The following is a 26,825-nucleotide window of genomic DNA, read 5'->3' as shown; positions in this document are numbered from 1 at the left end:
ATAAACTTTGGAGACGCAAACGAGTAACGAATATAAGGAAGTTATCAGCCGTTGTAAAGAACTATTTCGTAAGAAGACTATAGATTATGGTACAGCGTGGAGAATTTTTCGACTTCCCTCCATTACAGATCAGATTTTCATCAAAGCTCAACGTATAAGATCAATTCAGGAAAAAGGGAGTCAGAAAGTGAATGACCCCATTGAAGATGATTTTGTAGGAATTATAAATTATTGTCTAATCGCCTTGCTTCAAATTAGCTACCTAAAAGATGAGCGAATGGAGATTCCTTTTGAGGAGCTTGAATCGGCGTACGATCATTGGGTGAGCGAAACTCGTGGTCTTTTAGAGGATAAAAATCACGATTATGGAGAGGCTTGGCGGGATATGCGCGTGAGCTCGATGACAGATATTATTTTAATGAAATTACTTCGGACTAAGCAAATTGAGGATAATCAAGGTCACACGCTTGTGTCGGAAGGTATTGAGGCTAACTATCAGGATATGATCAATTATGCAGTGTTTTGTTTAATTAAATTGAATTATCATGTTTAAGCAAGGGTTTTTATGGGTTATTCGATTTATCGTTGGAGGCCTATTTATTTTTTCAGGATTAATCAAGGTTAATGATCCCGTTGGAACAGCTATAAAATTGGAAGAGTACTTCGATGTATTTTCCAATGATATCGCAGGATTCTTCACTTACCTCAAGCCATTTGCTTTGGAACTTGGGATATTTCTTGTCGTTATTGAAGTAGTCCTAGGTGTCATGCTAATTTTGGGAGTTAAGAGTAGGTTTATAGTCTGGGCACTTGGGCTTATGATTTTATTCTTTACTTTTCTTACCTTCTATTCTGCCTATTTTAATAAAGTAACAGATTGCGGCTGCTTTGGTGACGCAATTAAATTGACACCATGGGAATCTTTTTATAAGGATTTGATCCTTCTTGTGTTGATAGCAATTTTGTTTTTATTTCAAGCTGATTTACCAAAAAGCTCTCCTGCTTGGTCAAAAATGGTAACTGCATCTGTTTTGGTTATTTCCTTTATTTTGGCGATTGTGGCTGTCCGTAATTTGCCTTTTATAGATTTCAGAGCATACAAAGTTGGAGTGAACATTCCAACCAATATGCTTCCGTCTTCTCCTTTACAATATTCTTATGTGATGAAGAAGGGTGGGGAGCTGGTAACTTTTGATCAATACCCTTCGGATGAAAGTCTGGAATTTGTCGAAATGAATCTCAAGAACCCTGATGCTCTACCAAAAATTTCTGATTTCGCCGTATGGAATGATGATGGCGATTACTCAGAAGAAGTTTTTACTGGAAAAAAGGTTCTGATTTTAGTGAGCAGTATGGCCAAAATGAGCGATTCTCATCTGGATGAAATTACAGAGATGGTTAAATCACTTTCTGGATCACCAGTTCAGCCTGTTTTTGTAGCAGCTGCATCCCAGGAAGAAATCCAGAAATTCACCGCTTCACATGGATGGGACGTACTTTCTCTTCAAGCTGATGCAACGGTAGTAAAAACCATTATCCGATCTAATCCGGGAATAATGGTACTAAAAGACGGGACAGTTTTGGCGAAATATCATCATAACAACACTCCAGAGGCAAGTGATGTACTAAATCTATTTCTGAAGTAATGGGGAAGGATCTTAAAATTGTACTGGTAGGGCTTCCCGGTTCTGGAAAAAGTACATTTGGAAAGCAACTGGCATCTGTACTAGATTTCCCTTATTTCGACCTTGATAATTTGATCGAAGGAAGATATCAGATGAAAATTCCAGAAATTTTCACTCAGTATGGGGAAGGGGAATTTCGTAATAGGGAAACCAAAGTTTTACGTGATTTTTTGAATAGAGAAGATTCTTATGTGCTAGCTTCAGGCGGAGGATCCCCCTGCTTTAATGATAACATGGATTTGATAAATGAGAAAGCTGTTTCAGTTTATCTTGATGTGCCACTCGAAGAGATTTCTACTAGATTAGGAATGTCCAAAGCCAATAATAGACCAATGTTCATGGATCTAGATCAGGGAGAAATTACATTGAAACTTAAAAGTTTGCTCGTAGAGCGTGATTATTTTTACAATCAATCAAAAATAAAGCTCAGCGGTGAAGATTTCTCCGCTGAGCTTCTGGTATCTGAATTAATTCGTTTAATTAAAAGCTAAGACCAAGTGTAAGCACTCCATTAAGCAGGTTGTTCTCAATTTCAGTGACAGGACCGATATTACCTCCCTGCTGATCCAAAACCTGATAGCTGCTATAAAGCGTGTTGAATTTTTGGTTTACCAACGCAAAATCAACTGAGAACTTTTTAATCTTCACTCCAAGTCCTCCACTGATTTGTTGAGTGCTTCTGTCGTAATCTGAGTTAGCTATTGGATCTCCATAAAAACCATATCCTCCTCGAAACCTGAAATTGCTTAATTTGAACTCGGCTCCAAATCTAAAGTTAATTGTGCTAGTATATAGGTTTTTTATTTCCAGATTATCTGGTCCTTCATCAAAATCCCTTGTGTTAATTTTTGCAGCGCTGTAATCCACCCAGTCTACATCTGCAGAAATAAATCCATTTTTTCCTAAAAATACAGTTGCTCCACCACCTATTTTAAGTGGCGTGTTCAAATTATAAGAACTTACAAATATGTCTGTGAATTCCTCATACTCACCTAATACTTCTTCTTCGTCTTCTGTTGGATTATATACATAACCATCATAATTAGCATAGCTACTTGCTGAGTATTCATCATTTAGGGAGTACCAAGTTGGAGATTGGAATGTGAAACCTAAATTCAAGTAATCAATTGGCTTGTAGATTAGACCCAAATTCAAATTAAGTCCACCACCATTTATTGCCAAACGCTCGTTTAGAGAAGAATTTATCAAAGGGGCATCAGTTCCAAAAAATTCATTGTATTGTTTCGTTGACGAGAAATTTACAGTTCTGATTCCAAGTGATCCACCAACAAATAACTTATAATTAAAATTTGCGCCATATGAGAAAGTTATTTGGCTGGAACTTCCTTCCTGCTGGATATTCTCATCTTGTTGAGCGGCAAAATCTAAACTGTTTATAGGCACATACTGACCGGATATAACTTGACCGTTTGAATTATATGCAGGGTTTATTTGGTAGGTTTGATACGCCAGATTAGTTAACCCTGATAATTGTTGTACAGATAAGCCATTTGCATCCTGGACATAAAAATCCAAAATAGATGTTTCACCAAACTCATCTGAATAATAACCAAATTCTGTATTGAAGTTGGCAATTCTTTGAATGCTAATGCCAAAGGCACCTCCTTTAAAACTTCCCCTATCAAATTCGCTTCTTGGACTAGCCAATACATAACTTGCATTTGGGAGTGAGAAGTTGGTGGTATTATAACTATTATTCTGACCGAGATAATTTGTCTCAACTCCCCAGTCGGTATAGCCTATTGTGATGCTACCTTCTGATGTTCTAAAAAATCCAAGCCCCGCTGGATTACCTGCAATATTGGAAACATCGCCACCAAGCGACCACTGGGTACCTCCCACACCTATTATCCGGGCTGACCCGGCAGGCTTGACTTGACTAAATCGGTAAGCATCTTCGTAGTAGCCGCTTTGCGCCAATACAACAGAAGATGAAATAAAACAGAGGGATAAAACCAGAATGGATATTCTCATTTAGATTTGATTTGGGTGTTATAAATAAACGTGAAAGTGGGGTAGATTTGTTACTAATTCTTGGTTTTCTTCTCAAAAAGAATCACTCTTGGTGAACGAGATAGCTATGGTTGCAACTCATATCAATAAAGAAGGCAGTGAATTCACTGCCTTCTTTATTGATATTTTATTACTTAAAATTAATTTCCTCTACCACCTCTGGAAACACCAGAGCTGCCACGGCTAGCTCCTCCGGTAGATCCGCTACTACTTCCTGAACTTCTACTTGGTGAGCTGAAAGTCGGAGAGCTACTTCTAGATGGAGCAACTGTTCTGGTATTCATATTAGAACTACCTCTATTGTAAGATGGTGATGAAGTTCTTGAAGGAACATTACTTCTATTATAAGATGGGCTGGATGTTCTGCCATTTGAAGGATATGAAGATCTTATCATACCACCTCTGCCAGCATCAATTGCTCTAGAGTTAGAAGGGTTAACGCTTGGTCTAGCAGAAGGCATCGCGCTTCTAGTTCGTGAAACCGGTCTATCAATAGCTGCAGAACCTACATTTCTTGTACTACCAGTTCTTGATCTTGAATTATAATAATCATTTTGGGATGAACTGAAGTCTCTTGCAGAAACTCTTGAATTTTCAGAATTTGATATAACTCTTCTTGTAGACGATCCATTGTTCAAAACGTCTCTTCTTGCTTGAGCTCTAGCAGTACTTGGTTGAAGTGAGGCTCTAGAAACGTTACTTCTGCCATTAGATGCTGCAAGTGAAGATCCACGTGTTGGTCTTGCACCGGTTACTATTCTTCTGTCTCCGTACTCACCACCTGGCAATACGTAAATTGGGTTTCTGGCAAAATATCCAGGGTATCCATATCCATAGCCAGGGTATCCACCCCAACCATACATCGGCATTCCCCATGGGTCGTAGAATCCTCCATAACCAAATCCTGGTCGATAAAAAGGTCTCCCAAATCCAAAACCTATGTTTAGATTGAAACCAGGTCTGTATCCGAAACCGGGACCCCAGAATGGATCGTAAAAACCACCCATTCCCCAAGGTGACATTCCATACATCATACCCATACCAAATGCCATAGAAGTGTTAAAGCTGGAATTATTTCCTGAACCAGCTACTCTATAATTATTGTATGCATTTATATTAGGTGAAAATTCTTCAGATCCCTCTTCATCGAAATATACAATGTCATCCTGCACAGTATCCTGCTCAGCTTGATATCTAGCGATGTAATCTGGATTTACATTTCTAGAACTGAAACTTTCCTGAGGAAGAGCTTCTTCATTGGTTGTTGCCAGTGTCTGGAACTCCTCACGATTATTATTTTGCACGGCATATTCAGTTGCCACTTTAGCATCTGAAGCCATGAAATACAGATTATCGTCCGCCCCTGTAGTAGCCAGTTTATTAGTACTACATGATGCTAAGACTAATGCTCCAAGTATTAATGATGATGTTTGAATTGGGAAATTCTTCATGGTTGAAGTTTTATTAGTTATTATCTTATACGTGGCTATGGGTGGAGGGTTATACTTTTTGAATATATTTGCCCCGCATAAGTTAAGCAAATTTAACTATAATCTGTATCTCAACCAACCACAATGAGTAAAGGACTACCTAAGAGAAGCGAGGATTATTCGCTTTGGTACAATGAATTAGTGAAAAAAGCTGATTTGGCTGAGAATTCAGCTGTAAGAGGTTGTATGGTAATAAAACCCTATGGCTATTCTATATGGGAAAAAATGCAAGCGGAACTAGACCGGATGTTCAAGGAGACAGGACATTCCAATGCATATTTTCCACTTTTTATACCCAAATCTTTCCTAAGTAAAGAAGCTAGTCACGTTGAAGGTTTTGCTAAAGAATGTGCTGTAGTAACCCACTATAGATTGAAAAATGCAGAAGATGGCAGTGGCGTTATCGTAGATCCTGAGGCAAAACTGGAAGAGGAGTTGATTGTTCGTCCTACTTCAGAAACTGTCATTTGGAGTACGTATAAAAATTGGATTCAATCTTATCGGGATCTGCCTCTCTTGGTTAATCAGTGGGCAAATGTTGTCCGTTGGGAAATGAGGACCAGGTTATTTCTGCGTACAACAGAATTTCTGTGGCAGGAGGGACATACTGCTCATGCAACCAAAAAAGAAGCTGAAGCGGAGACATTGCAAATGATGAATGTTTATGCCCAGTTTGCAGAAGACTTTATGGCGTTGCCAGTAGTAAGAGGCAGAAAAACAGAAACTGAACGATTTGCAGGAGCTGATGATACACTTTGTATTGAAGCTATGATGCAGGATGGCAAAGCTCTTCAGGCTGGAACTTCCCACTTTCTAGGTCAAAATTTCGCCAAAGCTTTTGATGTGAAGTTTGCTACTAAAGAAGGTGGACTTGATTACGTTTGGGGGACTTCTTGGGGAGTAAGTACACGTTTGATGGGAGCGTTGATTATGGCTCACTCAGATGATAATGGATTGGTACTTCCTCCGAAACTTGCGCCAATTCAGGTTGTCATTATACCTATATACAGAAAAGATGAGGAGTTTGACGCCATCTCAGAGAAGGCAAATGAAATTATGGCTGAACTTCGAAAAGTAGGAGTTTCTGTTAAATATGATAATAGAGACACCTATAAGCCGGGTTGGAAATTTGCAGAGCATGAATTGAAAGGTGTTCCGTTAAGAATTGCTATTGGTCCTAGAGATTTGGAAAATGGTACCATTGAAATTGCAAGAAGGGATACGTTGACCAAAGAACAATTTGAATTAGCATCTCAGCCAATAGCCGAGAAAATATCGGGAATGCTTGAAGAAATTCAGGCCAGCATTTATTCTAAAGCTCTTGATTTCAGAAATGAAATGACCACGGAAGTGAATTCATGGGATGAATTTAAAGAAGTACTGGAAAACAAGACTGGATTCCTATCAGCTCACTGGGATGGTACAGCTGAAACCGAAGAAAAAATCAAAGATCTCACCAAAGCAACTATTCGCTGTATTCCATTAGATAGAAAAGAGGAAGCAGGAGTTTGTGTGTATTCAGGAAATCCTTCTAGGGGAAGAGTACTATTTGCCAAAGCTTATTAAGTTATTAATAGCAAAGAATAGTATCTACTCATAGGAAAAAGTAAGAAAAAGGCTGGTCGATTATTCGGCCAGCCTTTGAATTTATAAACTCCAAATAAGAGTTTAAAAAAGAGCTTTCACGACTGTAATTAGGTTTATTAGAATATATATTCTAGTCATGTTTTTGAACAAAAGACTTGAGATCTTCACAAATTATGTGATGCCTTTTAAAAGTTATAAGTCTACTTATCTTCCACCGATTAATCTGAAAAGAATAGCTACTACAGCGAGAACTAGTAAAATATGGATTAGCCCTGTGACGCTATAGATGAACACGCCGACTAACCATCCTATTAATAGAATTGCTGCGATTATGTATAATAATGAACTCATAATGTGTTTTTTTAAATTGTATTTTAATAGTTGGGGCTATTTTCAATACAAATGCCACTTAGGAAAAGTGTCTTAATCGAGTCTAAAGGGTGTTCTAGTCCATTTTAAAATTGTTCCACTAACTTTTACGGGAAAAATTAATCCCAATGCGGGCATCTAAGTACATACTGCTAACACCAAGCTTGAAAAAATTCCAGCATAGTCAAAGCTTCTCCTTAAATCTTAGTCAGTCCTATTATCTTTCCCCAAAAATCGCAGAACCGATCCTTACCATCGTGCTCCCTTCTTCCTGAGCAATAAGGTAATCACCGCTCATTCCTATGGATATGTCCTTGAATTGGACAAACTCTGGAAGTTGACGTCTTTTCAGTTCCTCGAAAAGTGATTTCAATTCTCTAAACTCTTTTCTTACCTGGTCTTTATTTTCTGTAAAGGTGGCCATTCCCATTAGACCTCGAATATTTACATGGCCAAGACTTAGGAAATCTGAGGTGGCAAACATTTCATCCAATTCCGTAGTGTCAAAACCAAATTTCGTTTCTTCCTTCGCGATATGGATTTGTAGTAGCACATTGATTTTACGGTCTATCTTTTTGCCTTGTTTATTTATTTCCTTAAGTAGTTTGAAAGAATCCACGCCGTGAATTAGATGCACAAAAGGAACTATGTATTTCACCTTGTTGCTTTGAAGATGCCCTATCATATGCCAGTTAACATCCACAGGCATTTCAGGTTGTTTGGTCTGCAGTTCTTGTACTTTGTTTTCCCCAAAATCCCTCACTCCAGCGTCATATGCCTCTTTCAAATCAGAAAGGGGCTTGGTTTTGCTCACTGCGATTAAACGACATTCTTGATTTAAGAATGTTTTTTTTACTGCTTCAAGGTTGGCTTTAATGTCCATTTTCTATTTTTATGCTTTACTTATTTTTCCAGAAGGCCTAAAACAAAGATATGGCGATCATTAGTACTTTGCTAAAAAAAGGCATTCGCCTGAGAGAGAGTCTAGAACAAGAGTACTCTCATCCTTTAGAACTCCAACGTCAGGAATTGAAGAAAATGCTGATATATGCAGCGGAAACAGAAATTGGCAAAAAATATGATTTCGCTAAAATACTGAAGGGTTTCCGCTGGGGAGAGAGCGAATTTTACGAGCGCTACAAATCCCAGGTTCCTATTTATGATTACAACCGTATTCATGACGAGTGGTGGTATAAACTGCTTGAAGGGAAATCAAATGTAACTTGGCCTGGACCTGTAAGGCATTTTGCATTAAGCAGCGGTACTTCCGGTGCCACTTCCAAATTTATTCCGATCACAAGGGATATGGTGAAAGCAATACGTAGAACAGGGGTGCGTCAAATTCTGTCTCTTTCTAAATATGATCTGCCCGCGTCATTACTGACAAGAGGTATTCTAATGCTGGGAGGAAGTACTGATTTGGAATTTAACGGAACATATTTTTCAGGAGATCTTAGCGGAATTACTACAGGCCGATTGCCAATATGGTTTCAGCGTTTTTATAAGCCAGGAAAAAAGATATCCCGAAGTAAAAATTGGGGAGATAAATTGGATCAGATTGTAGAGAAAGCCAAGTCTTGGGATATTGGAATTATAGTAGGAGTGCCAGCTTGGCTTCAGATCTTGATTGAAAAAATCATCGAACGATATGAGGTGAATAATATTCATGAGATCTGGCCCAATCTGCAGATTTTCGTTCACGGTGGGGTTTCTTTTGAACCTTATAAAAAAGGCTTTGAAAGACTTTTGGGTAAACCTCTCTTATATCTGGAGACTTATTTGGCATCAGAAGGCTTTTTGGCTTTTCAGGCTTTGCCAAATCGTAAATCAATGCGTCTTGTTTTGAACAATGGTATTTTCCATGAATTTGTGCCTTTCAACGATAGCAACTTTGATGAGGAAGGGAATATCAAACAGGATGCTGAGACCCTGAAAATAGATGAAATTGAGGAAGGAAAAGATTATGCTTTATTGATCAGTACGTGTGCTGGAGCATGGAGATATCTGATTGGAGACGTGATACGCTTTGTTTCAAAGGAAGAATCGGAAATAATTATATCTGGCCGAACAAAACATTTTTTGAGCCTTTGCGGTGAGCACCTTTCGGTTGATAATATGAATAAAGCTATTGAGCTCACTGCAGAAGAGCATGATTTCAATATCCGGGAATTTACAGTTTTGGGTATTCCCCATGGAAGTCTTTTTGCACATCATTGGTTTGTAGGTTCGGACACAAAAATTAAAGAAAGCGTCCTTAAAAAATCCATAGACAAAAATTTGAAGTTACTTAATGATGATTATGCTGTGGAGAGAAATCATGCTTTGAAAAAAGTATTTGTAACAGTTTTACCTCCAGCTTTATTTTATGATTGGCTAAAAGAACAAGGGAAAGAGGGCGGACAAAATAAATTCCCTAGAGTTCTTAAAGGAGAAAAAGCATCAAACTGGCAGGAATTTCTCACCAATAGGGATTTTAAATTGTGATTGAAGCATTATTGGAGGGGATAAGTATGGGATTGCTGCTATCGGCTATGATAGGTCCCGTATTTTTTACCTTAATCCAGAGTAGTCTTGAAAAAGGTTTTCGATACGCCGCAATGGTTGCTATTGGTATTTTAGTGAGTGATTCACTATACGTTGTTCTTACTTATTTTGGAGTTAGATTTTTGGCTGAGGCTACTTACTTTGAATCTTTACTAGGGTATGTAGGAGGGGTAATTTTGATAGGATTCGGCATTAGTTACTTAGTGAAAAAGCAAGCTGTAAGACCTAAAAATGAAATTGGAGAAGAGTCAAAAGGAAAGAAAAGAGGTGCTTTTATCAAAGGTTTTAGCATAAACGGCATCAACCCTTTTGTGCTGCTTTTTTGGATATCAATTGCAAGCTTGGTCCACCTCAAGGAATCATTTGATTCAATGGATGTTTGGGCCTATTATGTTGGTATTCTTTCGACTGTTTTCTCAATTGACTTGACGAAAGCTTATATCGCAAAGAAATTAGCACAGTTTGTAACTCCTGTATTCATGTTTTGGCTAAATAAGATTGTCGGAATTGCTATGATAGGATTCGGAATTCGTCTGGTATGGTTTGCCATGGGTTAGAACATTAAAAAATATTAGTATGACAGGCGGTTCATAATAAGCTTATAAAACAATAAGTAGTATAACTGGGTTGAATTTCCAATTCCCAAACATGTTTCAAACCTTTGATTATGCTCAAAAATTCACCTTCATACTCACTCATACTTTTTATAATTTTGCTTACTGTAGTCTTCATACCTCTTGAATCTATGGCACAAAATATCCCTGAACTTCAAAATTTCAATCAAACCAGGATTTCTTACAACGAAAAGGGAATGTTGATTTTGGGAGGTTGGGCTGTTGGCAATATGATTTGGGGAGGAATAGCTGCTGGACAGCACACTGGGCAAAGCAAAGCATTTCATCAAATGAATCTCTATTGGAACTCGGTTAATTTAGTTATTGCCGGGTTTGGATATTGGCAAGCAACGAAAGAAAATCCTGGTTCCGACTTTTGGGCAACCATGAGTTCTCAACAGAGTATGGAGAAGATATTGCTTTTTAATGCAGGTCTCGATATAGCCTATATTGCAGGTGGTATGTATTTAAAAGAGCGGGGACTTAGAATTGATAAGGATAAGTTTGTAGGATTTGGGAAGTCCATTATTCTCCAAGGTGCTTTCTTGCTAACTTTCGATGCGATCATGTATACTTTTCACCATACACATGCTCAGGAACTTCCCCAGATAGTTAATCAGATTAGTTTAAGTCCTACAGGATTTAATTTTTCTATTCCGCTCGGGTCATTTCAATAAAAAGATCTAATAAGTAATTTATAAAAAAAGGTTACTTATTCTGTAAAAAAATAATCCCTCCAGTTTTCACCAGAGGGATTTATCTTATAGAGTTTATCTTGGATTAATCAGCCAAATACTTTACTACAGGAGTGTAGTCCATATCAAATGCTTCTGCAACTGCCTGATAGACAATGTCACCATTTATCACATTTAAACCTGGAACTAAGTCAGGATTATCTTGGGCAGCTTTTTTCCAGCCTTTCTCTGCCAGTTGAATTGCGTAAGGAAGTGTTGCATTGGTCAAAGCCAGTGTAGAAGTGTAAGGCACAGCTCCAGGCATGTTTGCTACACAGTAGTGAACTACATCATCAATGATAAAAGTAGGATCCTGATGTGTAGTTGGTTTACAAGTTTCTATACATCCGCCCTGGTCAACTGCTACATCCACCAGTACAGTACCAGGAAGCATTTCCTTCAGCATGTCGCGTGTGATCAAGTGAGGAGCTTTGGCACCCGGAATCAATACAGCTCCGATGATCAAGTCATGATTTTTAATCAATTTTCTAATATTATACTCATTAGACATCATGGTATTTACGTTTGCAGGCATCACATCAGCCAAATATCGCAAACGTGGCAAGTTGACATCCATAATAGTCACATCGGCACCGAGTCCAGCAGCCATCCAGGCAGCCTGCGTACCTACTATACCACCACCAAGAATCAAAACCTTCGCAGGAAGTACTCCAGGTACACCACCAAGGAGAATACCTCTTCCACCCAGTGGTTTCTCCAGATAGTTAGCGCCTTTCTGCACAGCCATTCTACCGGCAACTTCAGACATAGGTACCAATAGAGGGAGGCTTTTGTCAGATTTTTCTACAGTTTCATAAGCTAGGCAAACTGATTTACTAGCTACCATCGCCTTAGTCAAAGGTTCGTAAGAAGCGAAGTGAAAATAGGTAAATAATAATTGACCTTCTTTGATCAGCTTATATTCAGGCTCGATTGGTTCCTTCACCTTCATTATCATCTCAGCGATTTCGTAAGTTGCCTCGATGGTTGGAAGGACTTGAGCACCTGCCTGTTCATATTCAGAGTCAGGAAAGCCACTTCCTTCACCTGCAGTATGCTGAATATAAACTGAATGACCTCTTTTTACCAATTCTTTTGCACCGGCAGGGGTAAGGGCTACACGGTTTTCATTGTTTTTGATTTCCTTTGGAACGCCTATGATCATGAATTCTCTGGTTGGATTTAAATAAATTCGTGTGCAAAGATAATAAGCAAAGGAATATCACTAGGTATAAAAAAGAATAGTATTTGGTATGCTTTTGAAAATTAAATGAATTCAAAATAATGTATTGAAATTGATGTTTTTGTTTTAAAAAATTTTAATTTTTGACTTTTAAGCATTGAAAATTTTGAAGTGCTTTTTTGGTTAAAGAATTGGTTTTTATAGGACAATTATTTCAGGTTTATTTGTTTGATTTGTAGCTAATTTAAGTTTTTCAAAATAAAATTCTGTTAAAGATGTTGTATCCTGGTCTTGTCCAAATTTTTGATCGGAAAATAATAATGTTGAAATTTGTATAAAAAATGGATTTGGCTATTTTTGAGTGATCCAAAAGATCATTTAGCCAAAACCCAAATAACTTTAGTAAATTATTCTTATGTCAGAAGTTCAATCAGTACCCAAAAACCTGAATTCTCCGAATCTTTCTAAAGAAGCTATACTTGAAGACTTTCGTGTTGCCATGTTAAGTCGGCATGCTTCTTTGGTAGGCAGAAAGGAAGTGTTCATGGGAAAAGCCAAGTTTGGGATTTTTGGAGACGGGAAGGAACTTGCTCAGATTGCAATGGCTCGCGCTTTTCAGCTGGGTGATTTTCGTTCCGGATATTATAGAGATCAGACATTTATGTTGGCCATTGGTGAACTGACTGTTCAGCAATATTTTTCTCAATTGTACGCTTTTACCGATGTTAACGCCGAGCCTGCAAGCGCTGGAAGGTTGATGAATGGCCACTTCGCTACACGTTCCTTAAATGAGGATGGAAGCTGGAAAGACCTAACTAAGAAATTTAATTCTGCTGCAGATATATCTCCTACAGCAGCCCAAATGCCTAAGCTTCTTGGATTGGCTTATGCTTCAAAACTTTTTAGAGAAAACAAGGGATTGAAGGATATGACTAAGTTTTCTGTGAATGGAAATGAAGTCGCTTGGGGCACAATAGGAAATGCTTCCACATCCGAAGGGATGTTTTTTGAAACCATCAATGCAGCAGGCGTGATGCAGGTACCTATGGTTATCTCAATATGGGATGATGGATATGGGATATCTGTACCAAATGAATTTCATACTACCAAAGGAAGTATTTCCGATGCTTTAGCAGGGTTCGAAAGAACTGATGGGCAAAAGGGCATCGAAATAATAAAAGTGAATGGCTGGGATTATGAAGCTTTGCTAAATGCTTACATGGAAGCGGGAGCTCTTGCCCGAGCATCCCATGTCCCGGTGATGATCCATGTACTAGAAATGACTCAGCCTCAAGGACATTCTACGTCAGGTTCTCATGAGCGATATAAAAATGCCGAACGTCTTAAATGGGAAAAAGACTGGGATTGTATTTCCAAATTCAGGGAATATATTCTGAGCAATAAAATTGCAAATGCTGATACGCTAGATAAAATAGAGAGTGAAGCAAAAGTACAGGTTAAAAAAGAGAAGGAAGCAGCTTGGAATAAGTTTTCAAGTGGAATTAAGCAGGAGCTGAATGAAGCAGTAAGCTTGCTAAGAGCTGCTGCTCAGCATAGCACTAGAAAAGTACTTATTAATCAGCTGGCTGAGGAATTGTCAAAGACAATTAATCCAATAAGAAAGGATGTAATAGTAGCTGTAAGGAAAGCACTTTTGACATTAAGACTTGATTCTCCTCAGGTTAAAAAAGATCTGAAAGCATGGTATGAAAAACAGACTGATCTGAATTTTGATAGGTACAATAGTCATTTATATAGCCATTCAGAATGGAGCGTGTTGAATGTGGAGGAGGTCCCTGTTCAGTTCAATTCCAATTCTCATTTTGTTGACGGTAGAGAAATTCTACAGTCTTTTTTTGATTATACATTAGAAAAAGATCCCCGGTTCTTTACTTTCGGTGAGGATGTAGGTAAGATTGGCGATGTTAATCAGGCTTTTGCTGGTCTGCAAGCTAAACATGGAGAGTTGAGAGTGGCTGATACCGGAATCAGGGAATGCACTATTATTGGTCAGGGGATCGGCACATCCTTGAGAGGATTACGTCCACTTGCAGAGATTCAATACCTTGACTACTTGCTTTACGGTTTGCAGATGTTGGCAGATGATGTTGCTTGCCTTCAGTATCGCACCAAGGGTGGCCAAAAAGCTCCGATGATCGTACGTACAAGAGGCCATAGATTAGAAGGAGTTTGGCATTCAGGATCTCCTATGGGAATGATTCTGTCAACTCTAAGAGGAATGGTAGTATGTGTGCCTAGAGATATGACACAAGCCGCAGGAATGTATAATTCCCTGTTAAAATCCGATGAGCCAGCTATAGTAATAGAATGCCTTAATGGTTATAGGTTAAAAGAAAAGATGCCTTCCAATATCGGCGAATACACTGTGGCGTTAGGAAAGCCAGAAATTCTAAGAGAAGGAATGGATGTGAGTATTGTAACCTATGGATCTATGTGCAGAATTGTGATGGATGCTGCCGCTGAACTTTCAGACATTGGGATTGATGTGGAGGTGTTGGATGTGCAAACACTTTTACCTTTTGACGTACATGGAATCATCGCAGAATCGATCATAAAGACCAATCGCGTTATTTTTGCAGACGAAGATGTGCCTGGAGCAGGATCAGCATATATGCTACAGCAAGTAATAGAAGGGCAGGAGGTATTCAAATATTTGGATTCGGAACCTCAAACTATAGCTGCAAAAGCTCATAGGACACCTTATTCCTCTGATGGGGACTATTTCTCTAAGCCTAGCGTGGAAGATGTAGTAGAAAAAGTATATGCAATGATGAATGAGATAAATCCTAAAAAATTTCCAGCTCTTTAAGATAATATATTTGTAAAATAAATTAGAAAAAGCCCTTCCAAAGGGCTTTTTCTAATTTTGTGGCCTAGTAATTTGGGACAGTGTCACTTCCGGACTAAATACTTCATTGCTCCTGTTCAACGCTCTGTCTTGGATTTCTACAGCGATCTGAATAGTGTCATTTCTAAAAATTGACTCCCATCCAGAAGATAGCATTCCATAGCTTATATTTCCTTCAACAGCTTGTCCTACGTCAGAGGTGAGAATTCGTGGAAAACGTCCATTAAATGTTGTATAGTATGGAGGATCCTGCCATCTGAATTCAGTGAACTGACCATTTCTTTTGATAAAGAATTTTACGAAAATATTAAACTGATTAGGGTTTTGTTTCACCCAAATAGTATCATTCACTCTCACATTTCCCACTAAAGGATCTACAAACCAGTCGATGGGATTGTAGGTAGGAGCTTCTGGAGGTCGCGTACCATAAGTGATTAATTCGCCATTGGCATCCCTCTGAAACTCAACATTGTTAAAGGGAGGATCATCATCAGTACCGGATAGACCTAAATCCCCTTCTGCATCCTGAAAGTCTATACCGACAATCAAAGAATCAGATCCCGAGGTTGGGGCATATTCGATTGATTCAAAGGTGATTTGAGGAACTGAGGGGAAATTATCAGGCGGATTGATACAGGCAATTGCGAGAATCAACAAAAAGAATATTCCTAAATAGCTTTTTAAACGCATAGGGCGAAAGTAAATTTACCACCAAATTAAACCATTACTTTGGTTGGATTAATGCAAAATATAAAACGATGCAGGATTTTAAAAGTTTTTCAAGTAGGCTAAGTAATTTGAAATCGGAAGAATTCGAAAACTTAGCTCTACAACTTTTTGAATTCCAGTCTCAGTCTAATCCAATTTACAGAAAATACCTGGAGGCTCGTAATGTATCTACGCAGTCGGTGAAATCATTAGATCAAATTCCATTTTTACCCATCAGGTTCTTTAAAGATCATCAGGTTATATCAGGAGATAAAGCTAACTATTCTGAGTACTTCTCCAGCAGCGGAACCACTGGAATGATTACAAGCAGGCATTATATATGGTCTGAGGATTGGTATTTGGATCATGCACAGCAGATCTTTGAAAGCAACTATGGGAGTTTGGAAGGTTCTCATGTGCTGGCTCTTTTACCAGCATATTTGGAAAGAAAAGGAAGTAGTCTAGTAAGCATGGCAAATCATTTTATCAAAGAAAGTAAGTCTGCACATTCGGGCTTTTACTTGTACAACCAAGATGAATTGCTGGAAAAAATGGAAATGCTCGCTGCAGATGGAAAGCAAATTTTGCTGCTTGGAGTTACCTTTGCTTTACTTGATCTAGCTGAATCCGGTAAGAGTTTTTCAGCACCGGGAAATCTCGTGGTCATGGAAACTGGTGGTATGAAAGGAAGGAGAAAAGAGATGATTCGTGAGGAAGTGCATGATATTCTAAAACCATTTTTCGGTGTGAAGGAAATTCACTCAGAATATGGAATGACTGAGTTGATGTCCCAAGCGTATTCTAAAGGTCAAGGGAAATATACACTTCCGGATTCCATGCGCGTTATTCTAAGAGATGTAAATGATCCGCTCTCACTTTCCCAGCGCTCTCAAGGAGGTATTAACGTAATTGATCTAGCAAATTTTCATTCCTGTGCATTTCTTGAAACACAGGATTTAGGGAGATTTGATGAAAACGGAATGCTGGAAGTGCTGGGGAGATTTGACAATAGCGAAATTAGAGGTTGTAATCTCTTGGTTCAGTAATTGCTATCTAACTATTAATTGAACATATTTGAAAAGAACAAATTATAAGACATGAAAAAATTAGCCACTGCAGCATTAATGATTGGGATTTTAGCATTGGGAGCTTGTGCTTCCAGTAAGCCATGCCCAGCTTACGCAAAGGCTCCTACATCTCAGGACGCCAATAGCTAAAAAAATACGCTGACTCAATAGTCAGCGTATTTTTTTATATCGGCTAGGCTAATTTCAGGCTCGCCAAGAATAACCAATCTTTCTACTACGTTTCTTAGTTCCCGGATATTTCCTGTCCAAGGAAATTCTTGCAGTTTTGCAAGAGCTGCCTTATTTATAGTTTTTGGTGAATCTCCATTTTCCTGAGAAATGTCCTCCAAAAATTTATTGACAAGCAAGGGAATATCATCTTTCCTGTCCTTGAGAGCAGGTACTTGGATCAGGATTACACTCAACCTGTGGTACAGGTCTTCCCTAAATCTATTTTCCTCGATTTCCTTTTTAAGATCTTTATTAGTAGCTGCCAGTACGCGTACGTCTACTTTGATGTCTTTATCTGAGCCTACACGGTTGATCAAGTTTTCCTGCAGCGCACGAAGTACTTTTGACTGTGCAGAAAGAGACATATCTCCGATTTCATCCAGAAATAATGTTCCTCCCTGAGCTTGTTCGAATTTGCCCTGACGTTGCTTGTGAGCCGAAGTAAATGCTCCCTTTTCATGGCCGAAAAGTTCACTTTCAATTAATTCAGAAGGAATCGCAGCGCAGTTTACTGCTACGAAAGGAGCGGAGGATCTATTGCTTTTTGCATGCACCCAATGAGCAACTAATTCTTTTCCTGTGCCATTAGGCCCTGTGATAAGAACTCTGGCATCGGTTGGAGCTACTTTTTCTATAGTCTCTTTAACCTGATGGATAGCGGCTGATTCTCCGACCATATCCAGTTTTTTGGAAAGCTTCTTTTTCAACACTTTCGTTTCTGTTACCAGTTCTTTTTTCTCCAAAGCATTCCGAACGGTAAGCAGCAATCGGTTTAAGTCGGGAGGCTTAGGGATAAAATCAAAAGCTCCCTTCTTGGTGGCTTCTACGGCAGTTTCTATACTTCCATGAGCCGAGATCATTATAAATTGTGGTGATTTTTCTAGTGCCTTGGCTTTTTCCAAAACTTCTATACCATCCATTTTAGGCATTTTGACATCGCATAAAACTAGATCATAATCTTCTTCCTGCAATTTTGCCAAGCCTTCTTCGCCATCCTGGGCTTCAGTTACACTGTATTTCTCGTATTCTAAAATTTCGCGTAATGTAGCGCGGATGACTTTCTCGTCATCGATGATAAGTATTTTTGACATAGTTTAAATATAAAATAAAAAAGTGCAAGTCTATAAGCCGGGTTCTGTTTCCTCTTCTGTTTCCAGAATCAGTTTCTTGCCATTTATCTAGCCCCGACTTCACAATCGGGGTCCATCGATCTACCCATTCCGCATAAAAGCGAGCAACTTTTCTCGGAACTGAATCCGACGCGGAACCTATTTGATCTTTCAACCCATAAGGTTTGCCATGCACCTGACATCACTGCCAGACCGGTGGGCTCTTACCCCACCTTTTCACCCTTACCCTTCGACAAGTCTAAGGGCGGTATATTCTCTGTTGCACTAGCTGTAAACTGACCGTCACCAGTCAGCCCCCTTCCCGTTAGGAAGTATGGCGCTCTATGTTGCCCGGACTTTCCTCCTTCTCACTATTACCATGAGACGACGACAAGACGACTTGCACGCTACAAAGTACGTCAATTTTTAGCGATCGGTTTAGGAAAAGTATAGAGTGAAATTTGATTTGAGAATTGTGGTTTTATATGTGGTTCTTTTTCTGAGCCTTTTCGCTTATATTCTCTCATGGATAATGGGAATAGCAAAAAGTTCAAAAGACTTATAAGGTTGATCAATTGGTATCCTCCTTATTTATTTTCAGGAATTAAAGTGATTGACTACGCGGATGATTTTTCCAGTTTCCGGACACGGCTCAAACTCACTTGGTACAATAGAAATTTGATAGGAACTGCCTTTGGAGGATCTCTTTATTCCATGTGTGATCCATTTTTTATGTTTATAATACTGATTCAGTTGGGTGAGGAATATATTGTGTGGGATAAATCAGCAACAATAGAATTTGTGAAACCTGGAAAAGGAACTGTTTATGCAGAATTTAAGCTTTCACCGGATCAGATTTCCGAGATAAAAGATGCTGTGGATCGGGATGGAAAAGGAGTGTTCGAATTTCCCTGTGAGGTAAAGGATAAGGCAGGTAATCTCATTGCCAAATTGCAGAAAGGGGTTTATGTGCGAAGAAAAGACTTTGCAAAGCCGAAAGCCTAGCATTCGATTGCTTACCTTTGCGAGCTAACAAATAAGACAATGATTATAGTAGGGGACACAGTGCTTTCGGACGATATTAAGGAGAATTTTTTTGTCTGCGACCTAGAGGCTTGCAAGGGTGCTTGCTGTGTGGAAGGTGACGCAGGCGCTCCGTTGGAAGATGAGGAAACCAAAATCATCGAGGACATTTACCCAATCGTCAAAGATTACATCACTGAGGAAGGTCGTCAGGCGATTGCTAAGCAAGGTACTTGGGTAATTGATAAGGACGGTGACAAAGGAACTCCTACCATTGGTGATAATAGGGAATGTGCCTATGCCTTATACGATGATAGAGGTATTTTAAAATGCGGTATCGAACAAGCATACCTTGATGGCAAAATCTCTTATAAGAAACCGATCAGCTGTCATATGTACCCAATTCGTATTACAAAATACGACCAGTTCGATGCTTTGAATTACGATCGTTGGCATATCTGCGATCCTGCTTGTCAATTAGGATCCTCCTTGAAAGTTCCGATTTATAAATTCCTAAAAGACGCGCTTACCCGCAAATACGGCGAGGCTTGGTATGCGGAGTTGGTGGAAGAGATTGAGGGATAGTGATTTAAGCGGTGAAAATCCGGCTTCAAAGTCTAGAAACTAAAGCCTTTATCCAATTTCTTCAACATGCACCACCTGCTCAATTGGGTAAACAGGGGGTCCGAATTGGTTGAAAATCGCTACATCGGCTGCATCCCTACCAAATCCTAAAACCACATAGCCTCCAGGAGAGCCTACCTGAGTTGCATCAAAAGTATACCACCGGTTGCCTACGTAAGCTTCAAACCAAGCGTGCATATCCATAGGTTTCAGATTGTGTAGATATCCTACTACAATACGAGCGGGAATACTTAAGCTTCGGCACAAAGCAATTCCCAAGTGAGCTAGATCTTTACAAACTCCAAATCTTCTGCTATTTACTTGAATTGCAGACAAGGGTTCATTATTGCTTCCTGGCAAATAGCTGATATTTTCACGAAGCCAGTTTGTAATGGCCCAGACCTGATTATAACCTAATAAGTATCCTTCTGTAATAGCTGTTCCCATTTCGTTAAAGCAGTCTGACTCACAATATCGACTAGGCAATAAATAATTCAGAACCGAATCAGGTAGATTCTGGATTTCGACAAATGGGGCATCGAATGCCTGATCAATTAAATTGGATGTTACTACCACGGAAGAAGTTTCTATGGAAAACATTCCTGAAGGTGCGATCAAGCGTTGGCAAAGATTACCATAGCCATCCGTTAATTCAAACACTGGAATACTTGGTGTAATGGTAAACTCTTCTTTTTCTACCCACTGCTGATTACCACTGCGTGGCCTAAGCATGAGAATAAAAGGAGTTGGCTCAGGAATTTCAAATCTTATCCTGCAAAAGGTGCGTAGGCGCATATCATTTTTTTTAGAACCTTAATGCAGGCTCACTAGTGCAAGACCAATTTTCAAGGAAAAGATAAAGTGTGTTATACAGGTAAATTTTGGGCATGTGTGTCAAGCCGAAGAGACTAAATTGACAATCCGTTTAAATTACAGCTTAATTTTACCATAAACAGAAAATACCCCGAATTAAATGAATTCATATTCATGATTGCTTTTGGAAGGTTGATAGTGCTAGTAGCAACCCCACTGATTTTTTCGAAAACCTGAGAGCCTTTAATCCAGAAAATGCTATACAAAATGTTTGATAAAGCTCTTGATTGAATGGTTAATATCGCTGCAAAAACATATTTAGCCGACTGTCAAAGAAGATAAAAGTTTATTTTGTAAAAGGGTTTTTTCGAATAACTTTCCGACAACTAATTACTCTATAGGATCTTTTGAGAAAATTACTTGGTACAGAGTTGGATAGATGTAGGTGTAAATGTGGTACTTAACTATGTGTAAAAAGCATGACCCATATTTCCAGCCTATTTCAGTTCAGAAAATAAATCATAGCTGTTGCCCATTCTGCTTCAATGCAAAATATCAACTAATTAAAAGCCATTAATTGTGAGTTTAAATATCCTGAAAGGAGACTTAAGGCAATTACTGTAAAGAAGTAGGAGATGTAACTGAATTTTGCTTAGATGGATTCGTAGTTATCATTTAAAATAAGCTGGATTCTTACCTTCTCTAATAAAGGACCTTGGCGAATCAAAAATTTAGCACATGAAAAGAAGGGACGTTTTATCAACCATAGGAGCACTTTCGATAGGTATATCCACTACTGGAATTTCTAAGGGGGAAGTTCTAAAAAGTCCGTATAAAAATATTGACAGGGAACTGGAAACGGATATTCTGGTGATTGGTGGAGGAACTGCAGGATCAATAGCGGCTATCCAAGCTGGCAGAACTGGCCATGATGTGACTTTGATTGAGTGTCAGAGCCAATTGGGTGGAACTATTACCACGGCAGGAGTCGCTTATCCAGGTATATTTTTCGCCTGGGGCAAGCAGGTAATAAGTGGCGTTGGCTGGGAGGTTGTACAAAGTGCTGTTCAGCTAAATGGCGATTCCCTTCCTAATTTTTCTATTCCACATGGTAGGGAGCATTGGAATCATCAGATTAGACTTAATGCATCATTATACGCACTTCTCATTGAGGAAAAATGTCTTGAAGCTGGAGTTAACATCCGTTATTACGAAACGCCAACTTCAATGGAATTTAGAGATAATCACTGGTATGTAGAGACAGTAGGGAAGGGAGTAAAAGCAATGATTAAATGCAAGCAGATCATAGATTGTTCTGGCAATGCTATAGGAGCATCTATGGCAGGCTATAAATTGTTCAAGGAGAAAGTGACACAGCCTGGGACGTTGATGTTTACTATTGGCGGGTATGATTTTGAGAACCTAGATTTAGAGAGACTCAAGGTAGCCTATGAAATGGCCATCGATAGAGGTGAGCTGATAAGAGGCGAGTTTCGTGGGGATATTATTGCACTGCTTAAGGAAAAAGGGGACAATGTCCAGCACATCATCAATGCTGATTCAACTACCTCAGAAACCCACACTTCAGCAAATATTAAAGGGAGGGAGTCTTTATTAAAACACCTTCGTTTTTTAAAAAAGCAACCAGGTTTAGGTAACTTAAAGTTAGTGGAAATGAGGACTGAGGCGGGGATTAGAGAAACCTACAGAATAGATGGTTTATATAGGATTAGTTATGAAGATTATATTTTAGGAAAAGTATTTCCAGATTCCATAGCTTATTCCTATTATCCGGTAGATTTTCATACAGAAGAAGGAGTAATTCCTGAGCAATTGACCGAAGGCGTAGTGCCGACCATTCCATTTCGGGCGATGATACCTAGGGGAAGTAAGAATTTTATTGTTGCGGGAAGGTGTATCTGCAGTGACCAGCTAGCCAATTCAGGGCTCAGAGTTCAGGCTTCCTGCATGGCAATGGGACAGGCAGCCGGGGCAGCAGCAGCACTGGCTATAGAAAGGAACGTCACTCCTTCAGATCTTGTTATAAATGATCTGAAAAAGCTGATAGAAATGCATGGGGGAATAGTACCTACCGGTGGGAAAGCTTCTAAACGTTAAGTTATGTACAAAGTCTTTTCATTTGTCTCTATACTGATATTTCTTTCCGGAGGGTTAGAAGGTTTGTTCGTGGATGCAAGGGAAGAGGAAAAGAACATAAGATATAAGAATGAATTAACCTTAGATTTTCCAGTGGCGAAAATCAACAATAAGGTAATCTATGATGAAGTAGAGAAAAAGAATGTCACCTTGTATCAATACATTTCTGACAAGGGTTTTCCTGTCTATTATTCAAGAAATGTTAGCACTGGTGTATGTTATGACAATCAGTGCAAACAACTGAATATTACACTTTACTGGAATCCTACAGGTAGATATTTGGGTTTTGAATTGCCTGAAAAGGAATTTCTAAGCAAGGATGATCACGTACCCTTTACTGAAGAAGAATACATTAGATTAAATAAATTGCTTTCTGATCCCAAACTTCCGTTGGGTGATTTTACATACAACCAGATCGCAGCAAAGAACAAGGCAGCGCTTTACAGTGTGGATGGTGTCAGTGGTGCTACTTCAAAAGACGTCTTGGAATATGTGATAAAAGGCTCTGCCTACACCACTTATACAATTTATGAATTAGTTTACGGGGCTACTCAGTCCGAAGTAGAATCATGGACTAATCAAGTTTTGACAGATGAGTTTTTGGAGGATATATTGACTGAGTCACCCTACCAGGATAAATTGTGGGTCATAGATTTGATCCAGGGAAGACTTTCTTACTTTTCACAGTCCAGAGATATTGTTTTGGATTTGATGAAGTCAGATGATTTTAGTTTGGCGGAAAAGTCTCTAAATAGTTTGATTGCAGAGGACCTAATGGACGAAGAAGTTCAGATTAAGCTCATGGGTGAATTTCACGATTTTGACTTCGGAATGAAAAGTAGGACTCTAAGCCTACTTAAAAATGCCAATTATATCTCTCCAAAAGTTGTGGAAATACTCAATGATGACATCGAGGATATGGAAGTGCCTATCATTGCGGCGATACTGGATATATATAAAGCTAAAGGAATAAAAGACAGCAAAACTATCGCAGCTGCCAGAAAGATTTCGGATTCTGATAATAGATATTTGGCCAAAAAAGCTGAGGATTACATTCAGATGCTTAATCAATAAATCCTCAGCTTTCTTGGTTTTTCTTTATTCATATCCAAGTTTGTATATTTTATCGTCAAAGCCACAGATGTATAATTCTTGGTTTTCATCAACACCGAATGCAGAAACAGGGAAGTTTACATTCATTAATTCTTTGTTAACAGGATTTGACGGATCACTGACATCCAAACCCCAGATTCGACCTGAAACGTAATCGGCGTAGATATATAATCCCACTAATTCCGGTATTTCTGAACCCCGATAAACAAAACCTCCTGTCACTGATATATCACCTTGGGAATGATCGTATTCCCAAACAGGCAATTCCAGTCCATTCATATCACAGTCAGCAGGCTCGAAGCAATGAACTCCTTCCATGGTATTCCAGCCATAATTTCCACCCTTTTTCACGATGTCTATCTCTTCGTATTTGTTTTGCCCCACATCACCTACCCATAGTTGGCCATTTGCTGAGTCAAAGCTAAATCTCCATGGATTTCTTAGACCATAGGCATAAATTTCCTCACGAAATCCTTCAGTATTATTGGCAAATGGATTATCTGACGGGATGGAATAGTTTTTTGATCCGTCAGTTTGATTTACATCTATTCTCAAAATACTACCCAATAAGGTCTTCCTGTTTTGTCCATTTCCCTGAGGATCTCCACCACTTCCTCCATCACCTACTGCGATATAAAGAAATCCATCAGGTCCAAATGAAATTTGCCCACCATTATGATTAGAGTAGGGTTGGTCGTATTCTAAAAGCACAAGTTCACTTCCAGGATCAGCTGTATTTGGATCAGAGGATGAAGCAGTAAAACGTGAAATCACCGTCCTATTCGGATTTTCTGCTGTATAGTTCACATAGAAATAGCCATTGCTTTTGTAGTCCGGGTGGAAGGCCAGCCCCAATAATCCCTCTTCATTTCCGGAATCATCGACCTTGCTATCAATATCAAGAAATTCCAATTTTTCAGTTGAGCCGGACTCATTTTGAAAAACTGAGATGACTCCTCGCTGTTCCACTACAAATATTCTATTTGAGTTGTCACCTACATGCTGAAAGTCTACCGGTCTGGTGAAACTCAAATTAGGATATGCTTCTATAGCACTTATTTGTGCTTGAGGAGATGGACCGCTGGACGGGGCTTCTTGAGAGCAAGCTGTAGTGTATGATATTGCTAGAAGTAATAATGTTTTTAATTCGGTTTTCATGCTTGATGTGATATAATGATTGCTGATACTTTACTTACTACGCAAAATAATTGGTTTTGAATGGATTAGGATTAATTGATAATCCACGATAATGTGAAGACATTATTTAAATTGTAAAATCAACGACCTTACTTGATCGACAAAAGATATTTTGGTAATGGGGGGAATTTATGTAGAGATTATTGTTATAAGCTGTCCGCACATATAATTTTATACACTATAGAGCTATTTTTTCAATAAATTGATTTCAATAAAACCCTTAAAACCTGATTTAATATGAGTAAAGAATCATCAAGAAGAACCTTTATTAAAAAGACAGCGATCGCAAGTTCGGCAGCGCTGGTGCTTCCTACTATTATTCCTGCTTCTGCTTTTGGGGCAAATGATAGAATTAATGCTGCAGTACTTGGGATTAATGGTAGAGGAAAAAGTCATATTCAGGGATTTATGGCCCAAAAAGATGTGGAAATCACCACTCTTTGTGATCCGGACATGAATCTCTTGACAGCTGGTCAAAAATCTTTTAAAGAGAAATACGGCAAAGATGTAGCGTTGGAGCAAGATCTTAGAAAAGTATTTGACAATAAGGATATAGATGTCGTAAGTCTGGCGACTCCAAATCATTGGCATGCGTTGGCAACTATATGGGCATGTCAGGCTGGAAAGGATGTCTATGTAGAAAAGCCTGGTTCCCATAATATTTCGGAAGGACGTAAGATGATCGAAGCTGCGGATAAGTATGATAGAATCGTCCAGCATGGGGTGCAGCTTAGAAGTTCGCCAGCTGTGCAAGAGGCAATAGAACTCATGAGAGATGGTTACATTGGTCGAGTATATATGGCCAGAGGTCTTGTATTTAGAATGCGGGGCGACATTGGTATCAAGGGAACTTCCCCTGTACCTGAGGGATTGAATTATGATTTATGGACAGGTCCGGCTCCGAAGGTACCATTTACTCATGACCTCGTGCATTACAATTGGCATTGGCACTGGGATTATGGCAATGGAGACGTCGGAAATCAAGGTATTCATGAAACAGATCTATGCATGTGGGGTCTCGATGTAGGCTTTCCTACCAAAATTACCTCTATGGGAGGAAAATATCTTTGGAATGACAGTAAAGAAGTGCCAGAGGTATTGACTTCCATCTATAATTATCCTGAAGAAAATAAAATTATTCAATTTGAAGTCCGGCCATGGTACACTAACTCAGAAGATGGAGCCACAGTTGGGAATATCTTCTATGGTGATAAAGGATACTTGGTGGTAGATGGCTATGATAAGTATAAAACTTTCCTAGGCAATGATAGGACTCCAGGCAAATCTGGTGACGATGGTGGAGAGGCAGCATCCGGAATGGATAGAGGAGCGGGAGGGACTGACGGACATTTTGCCAACTTCATCGAAGCCGTTCGTAAGCATGACAAATCCATCCTTAATGGACCGGTAGAAACTGCTCATCTTTCTTCGGGCTTGGCTCATTTAGGAAATATCGCCTATAGATTAGGACGTGTTTTAGATTTTGACCCAAAGTCAGAAAAATTTGTAAATGATGCAGAAGCAGATGGCATGCTCACACGAGAATATAGACCTGGTTTTGAAGTGCCTGATCAGGTGTAGGGATTTGTGGGTATATTAATTGATAGATAGTAAATATTTGCATTAACTCTGATGAATTCCAAAAAATAGGAAAGCTGTCTTTAACTAGGCAGC

23 protein-coding genes and 1 other RNA gene are annotated in these 26,825 nt (G+C 39.0%); 14 read left to right on the top strand and 10 right to left on the bottom strand.

From position 1 onward, the window contains the following. The first annotated feature begins 7 nt into the window (after positions 1-7). From AACZ73_RS12035 to AACZ73_RS12025, 3 genes are read left to right on the top strand one after another with little or no spacing between them, the layout of a single operon-like run. Positions 8-553, top strand: coding sequence for a DUF1599 domain-containing protein (locus AACZ73_RS12035; RefSeq protein WP_339878113.1), 546 nt, complete (start codon positions 8-10; stop codon positions 551-553). Then, the gene (locus AACZ73_RS12030) at positions 546-1,646 is read left to right on the top strand and encodes a BT_3928 family protein (RefSeq protein WP_339878112.1); all 1,101 of its coding nucleotides are present in this window, start codon (positions 546-548) and stop codon (positions 1,644-1,646) included. Before AACZ73_RS12035 ends, AACZ73_RS12030 begins: the two co-directional genes overlap by 8 nt. After that, positions 1,646-2,176, top strand: a complete 531-nt coding sequence (locus tag AACZ73_RS12025; RefSeq protein ID WP_339878111.1) for a shikimate kinase — start codon at positions 1,646-1,648, stop codon at positions 2,174-2,176. Before AACZ73_RS12030 ends, AACZ73_RS12025 begins: the two co-directional genes overlap by 1 nt. Here the strand turns inward: AACZ73_RS12025 and AACZ73_RS12020 are convergent. Then, entirely contained in the window at positions 2,166-3,680 is a 1,515-nt protein-coding gene (locus tag AACZ73_RS12020) for a long-chain fatty acid transporter (protein WP_339878110.1), read from the bottom strand. The two genes, AACZ73_RS12025 and AACZ73_RS12020, sit on opposite strands and share 11 nt — an antisense overlap. A gap of 179 nt (positions 3,681-3,859) precedes the next feature. Beyond that, a complete protein-coding gene (locus AACZ73_RS12015; protein ID WP_339878108.1) occupies positions 3,860-5,170 on the bottom strand; it encodes a DUF5320 domain-containing protein in 1,311 nt (436 codons plus the stop codon). A 123-nt stretch (positions 5,171-5,293) separates the two neighbouring features. On the opposite strand from AACZ73_RS12015, the gene proS reads away from it, so the two are divergent. After that, entirely contained in the window at positions 5,294-6,775 is a 1,482-nt protein-coding gene (gene proS, locus AACZ73_RS12010; protein ID WP_339878106.1) for a proline--tRNA ligase, read from the top strand. Positions 6,776-7,000: 225 nt separating this feature from the next. On the opposite strand, the gene AACZ73_RS12005 is transcribed toward proS, so the two are convergent. Together AACZ73_RS12005 and AACZ73_RS12000 are read right to left on the bottom strand one after the other, a co-directional pair. Continuing rightward, positions 7,001-7,147, bottom strand: coding sequence for a lmo0937 family membrane protein (locus AACZ73_RS12005; protein WP_339878104.1), 147 nt, complete (start codon positions 7,145-7,147; stop codon positions 7,001-7,003). A 235-nt stretch (positions 7,148-7,382) separates the two neighbouring features. Continuing rightward, on the bottom strand, positions 7,383-8,048 hold the full coding sequence (locus AACZ73_RS12000) for a YggS family pyridoxal phosphate-dependent enzyme (RefSeq protein ID WP_339878102.1): 666 nt from the start codon (positions 8,046-8,048) through the stop codon (positions 7,383-7,385). A 50-nt stretch (positions 8,049-8,098) separates the two neighbouring features. On the opposite strand from AACZ73_RS12000, the gene AACZ73_RS11995 reads away from it, so the two are divergent. The 3 genes from AACZ73_RS11995 to AACZ73_RS11985 all read left to right on the top strand — a co-directional run bounded on the left by AACZ73_RS11995 (position 8,099) and on the right by AACZ73_RS11985 (position 11,000). Beyond that, positions 8,099-9,649: a GH3 auxin-responsive promoter family protein gene (locus AACZ73_RS11995; protein WP_339878100.1), complete on the top strand. Its 1,551-nt coding sequence runs from the start codon at positions 8,099-8,101 to the stop codon at positions 9,647-9,649. Then, positions 9,646-10,266 carry a LysE family transporter gene (locus AACZ73_RS11990; protein WP_339878098.1) on the top strand — a complete coding sequence of 207 codons (621 nt, stop codon included), beginning with the start codon at positions 9,646-9,648 and terminating at the stop codon, positions 10,264-10,266. Before AACZ73_RS11995 ends, AACZ73_RS11990 begins: the two co-directional genes overlap by 4 nt. 110 nt (positions 10,267-10,376) lie before the next feature. Beyond that, positions 10,377-11,000 (top strand): hypothetical protein, encoded by a 624-nt coding sequence (locus tag AACZ73_RS11985; protein ID WP_339878096.1) that lies wholly within the window; start codon positions 10,377-10,379, stop codon positions 10,998-11,000. A 103-nt stretch (positions 11,001-11,103) separates the two neighbouring features. Here AACZ73_RS11985 and ald read toward each other — a convergent pair whose 3' ends face one another. Then, on the bottom strand, positions 11,104-12,222 hold the full coding sequence (ald, locus tag AACZ73_RS11980) for an alanine dehydrogenase (protein WP_339878094.1): 1,119 nt from the start codon (positions 12,220-12,222) through the stop codon (positions 11,104-11,106). A gap of 433 nt (positions 12,223-12,655) precedes the next feature. On the opposite strand from ald, the gene AACZ73_RS11975 reads away from it, so the two are divergent. Continuing rightward, a complete protein-coding gene (locus AACZ73_RS11975; RefSeq protein ID WP_339878092.1) occupies positions 12,656-15,070 on the top strand; it encodes a thiamine pyrophosphate-dependent enzyme in 2,415 nt (804 codons plus the stop codon). A gap of 51 nt (positions 15,071-15,121) precedes the next feature. Here AACZ73_RS11975 and AACZ73_RS11970 read toward each other — a convergent pair whose 3' ends face one another. Next, entirely contained in the window at positions 15,122-15,799 is a 678-nt protein-coding gene (locus tag AACZ73_RS11970) for a hypothetical protein (RefSeq protein WP_339878090.1), read from the bottom strand. 68 nt (positions 15,800-15,867) lie between these two features. On the opposite strand from AACZ73_RS11970, the gene AACZ73_RS11965 reads away from it, so the two are divergent. Further along, positions 15,868-16,863, top strand: a complete 996-nt coding sequence (locus tag AACZ73_RS11965) for an acyl transferase (RefSeq protein WP_339878088.1) — start codon at positions 15,868-15,870, stop codon at positions 16,861-16,863. A gap of 185 nt (positions 16,864-17,048) precedes the next feature. Here the strand turns inward: AACZ73_RS11965 and AACZ73_RS11960 are convergent, their stop codons facing one another. Beyond that, the gene (locus tag AACZ73_RS11960; RefSeq protein WP_339878087.1) at positions 17,049-18,206 is read right to left on the bottom strand and encodes a sigma-54 dependent transcriptional regulator; all 1,158 of its coding nucleotides are present in this window, start codon (positions 18,204-18,206) and stop codon (positions 17,049-17,051) included. Between the two features lie 17 nt (positions 18,207-18,223). After that, positions 18,224-18,631, bottom strand: an RNA gene (gene rnpB / locus AACZ73_RS11955) — RNase P RNA component class A. 160 nt (positions 18,632-18,791) lie between these two features. Between rnpB and AACZ73_RS11950 the strand changes: the two genes are divergently transcribed. Then, positions 18,792-19,229: a DUF4442 domain-containing protein gene (locus tag AACZ73_RS11950; protein WP_339878085.1), complete on the top strand. Its 438-nt coding sequence runs from the start codon at positions 18,792-18,794 to the stop codon at positions 19,227-19,229. 39 nt (positions 19,230-19,268) lie between these two features. Further along, the gene (locus tag AACZ73_RS11945; RefSeq protein WP_339878084.1) at positions 19,269-19,832 is read left to right on the top strand and encodes a DUF3109 family protein; all 564 of its coding nucleotides are present in this window, start codon (positions 19,269-19,271) and stop codon (positions 19,830-19,832) included. A 48-nt stretch (positions 19,833-19,880) separates the two neighbouring features. Here AACZ73_RS11945 and AACZ73_RS11940 read toward each other — a convergent pair whose 3' ends face one another. After that, positions 19,881-20,666, bottom strand: coding sequence for a transglutaminase family protein (locus AACZ73_RS11940; RefSeq protein ID WP_339878082.1), 786 nt, complete (start codon positions 20,664-20,666; stop codon positions 19,881-19,883). Positions 20,667-21,422: 756 nt separating this feature from the next. Here AACZ73_RS11940 and AACZ73_RS11935 point away from each other — a divergent pair. Together AACZ73_RS11935 and AACZ73_RS11930 are read left to right on the top strand one after the other, a co-directional pair. Further along, positions 21,423-22,802 carry an FAD-dependent oxidoreductase gene (locus AACZ73_RS11935; RefSeq protein WP_339878081.1) on the top strand — a complete coding sequence of 460 codons (1,380 nt, stop codon included), beginning with the start codon at positions 21,423-21,425 and terminating at the stop codon, positions 22,800-22,802. A 3-nt stretch (positions 22,803-22,805) separates the two neighbouring features. After that, positions 22,806-23,915 carry a hypothetical protein gene (locus AACZ73_RS11930; protein ID WP_339878079.1) on the top strand — a complete coding sequence of 370 codons (1,110 nt, stop codon included), beginning with the start codon at positions 22,806-22,808 and terminating at the stop codon, positions 23,913-23,915. Positions 23,916-23,939: 24 nt separating this feature from the next. Here AACZ73_RS11930 and AACZ73_RS11925 read toward each other — a convergent pair whose 3' ends face one another. Beyond that, positions 23,940-25,112 carry a PQQ-dependent sugar dehydrogenase gene (locus tag AACZ73_RS11925; protein ID WP_339878077.1) on the bottom strand — a complete coding sequence of 391 codons (1,173 nt, stop codon included), beginning with the start codon at positions 25,110-25,112 and terminating at the stop codon, positions 23,940-23,942. 276 nt (positions 25,113-25,388) lie between these two features. Here AACZ73_RS11925 and AACZ73_RS11920 point away from each other — a divergent pair, with 276 nt between their 5' ends. Next, entirely contained in the window at positions 25,389-26,732 is a 1,344-nt protein-coding gene (locus AACZ73_RS11920; RefSeq protein WP_339878076.1) for a Gfo/Idh/MocA family oxidoreductase, read from the top strand. Positions 26,733-26,825 lie beyond the last annotated feature (93 nt).

This window comes from uncultured Algoriphagus sp., assembly GCF_963974835.1.
In the GTDB taxonomy this organism is placed as follows: domain Bacteria; phylum Bacteroidota; class Bacteroidia; order Cytophagales; family Cyclobacteriaceae; genus Algoriphagus.
This window is presented reverse-complemented; position numbering and strand designations above follow the sequence as displayed.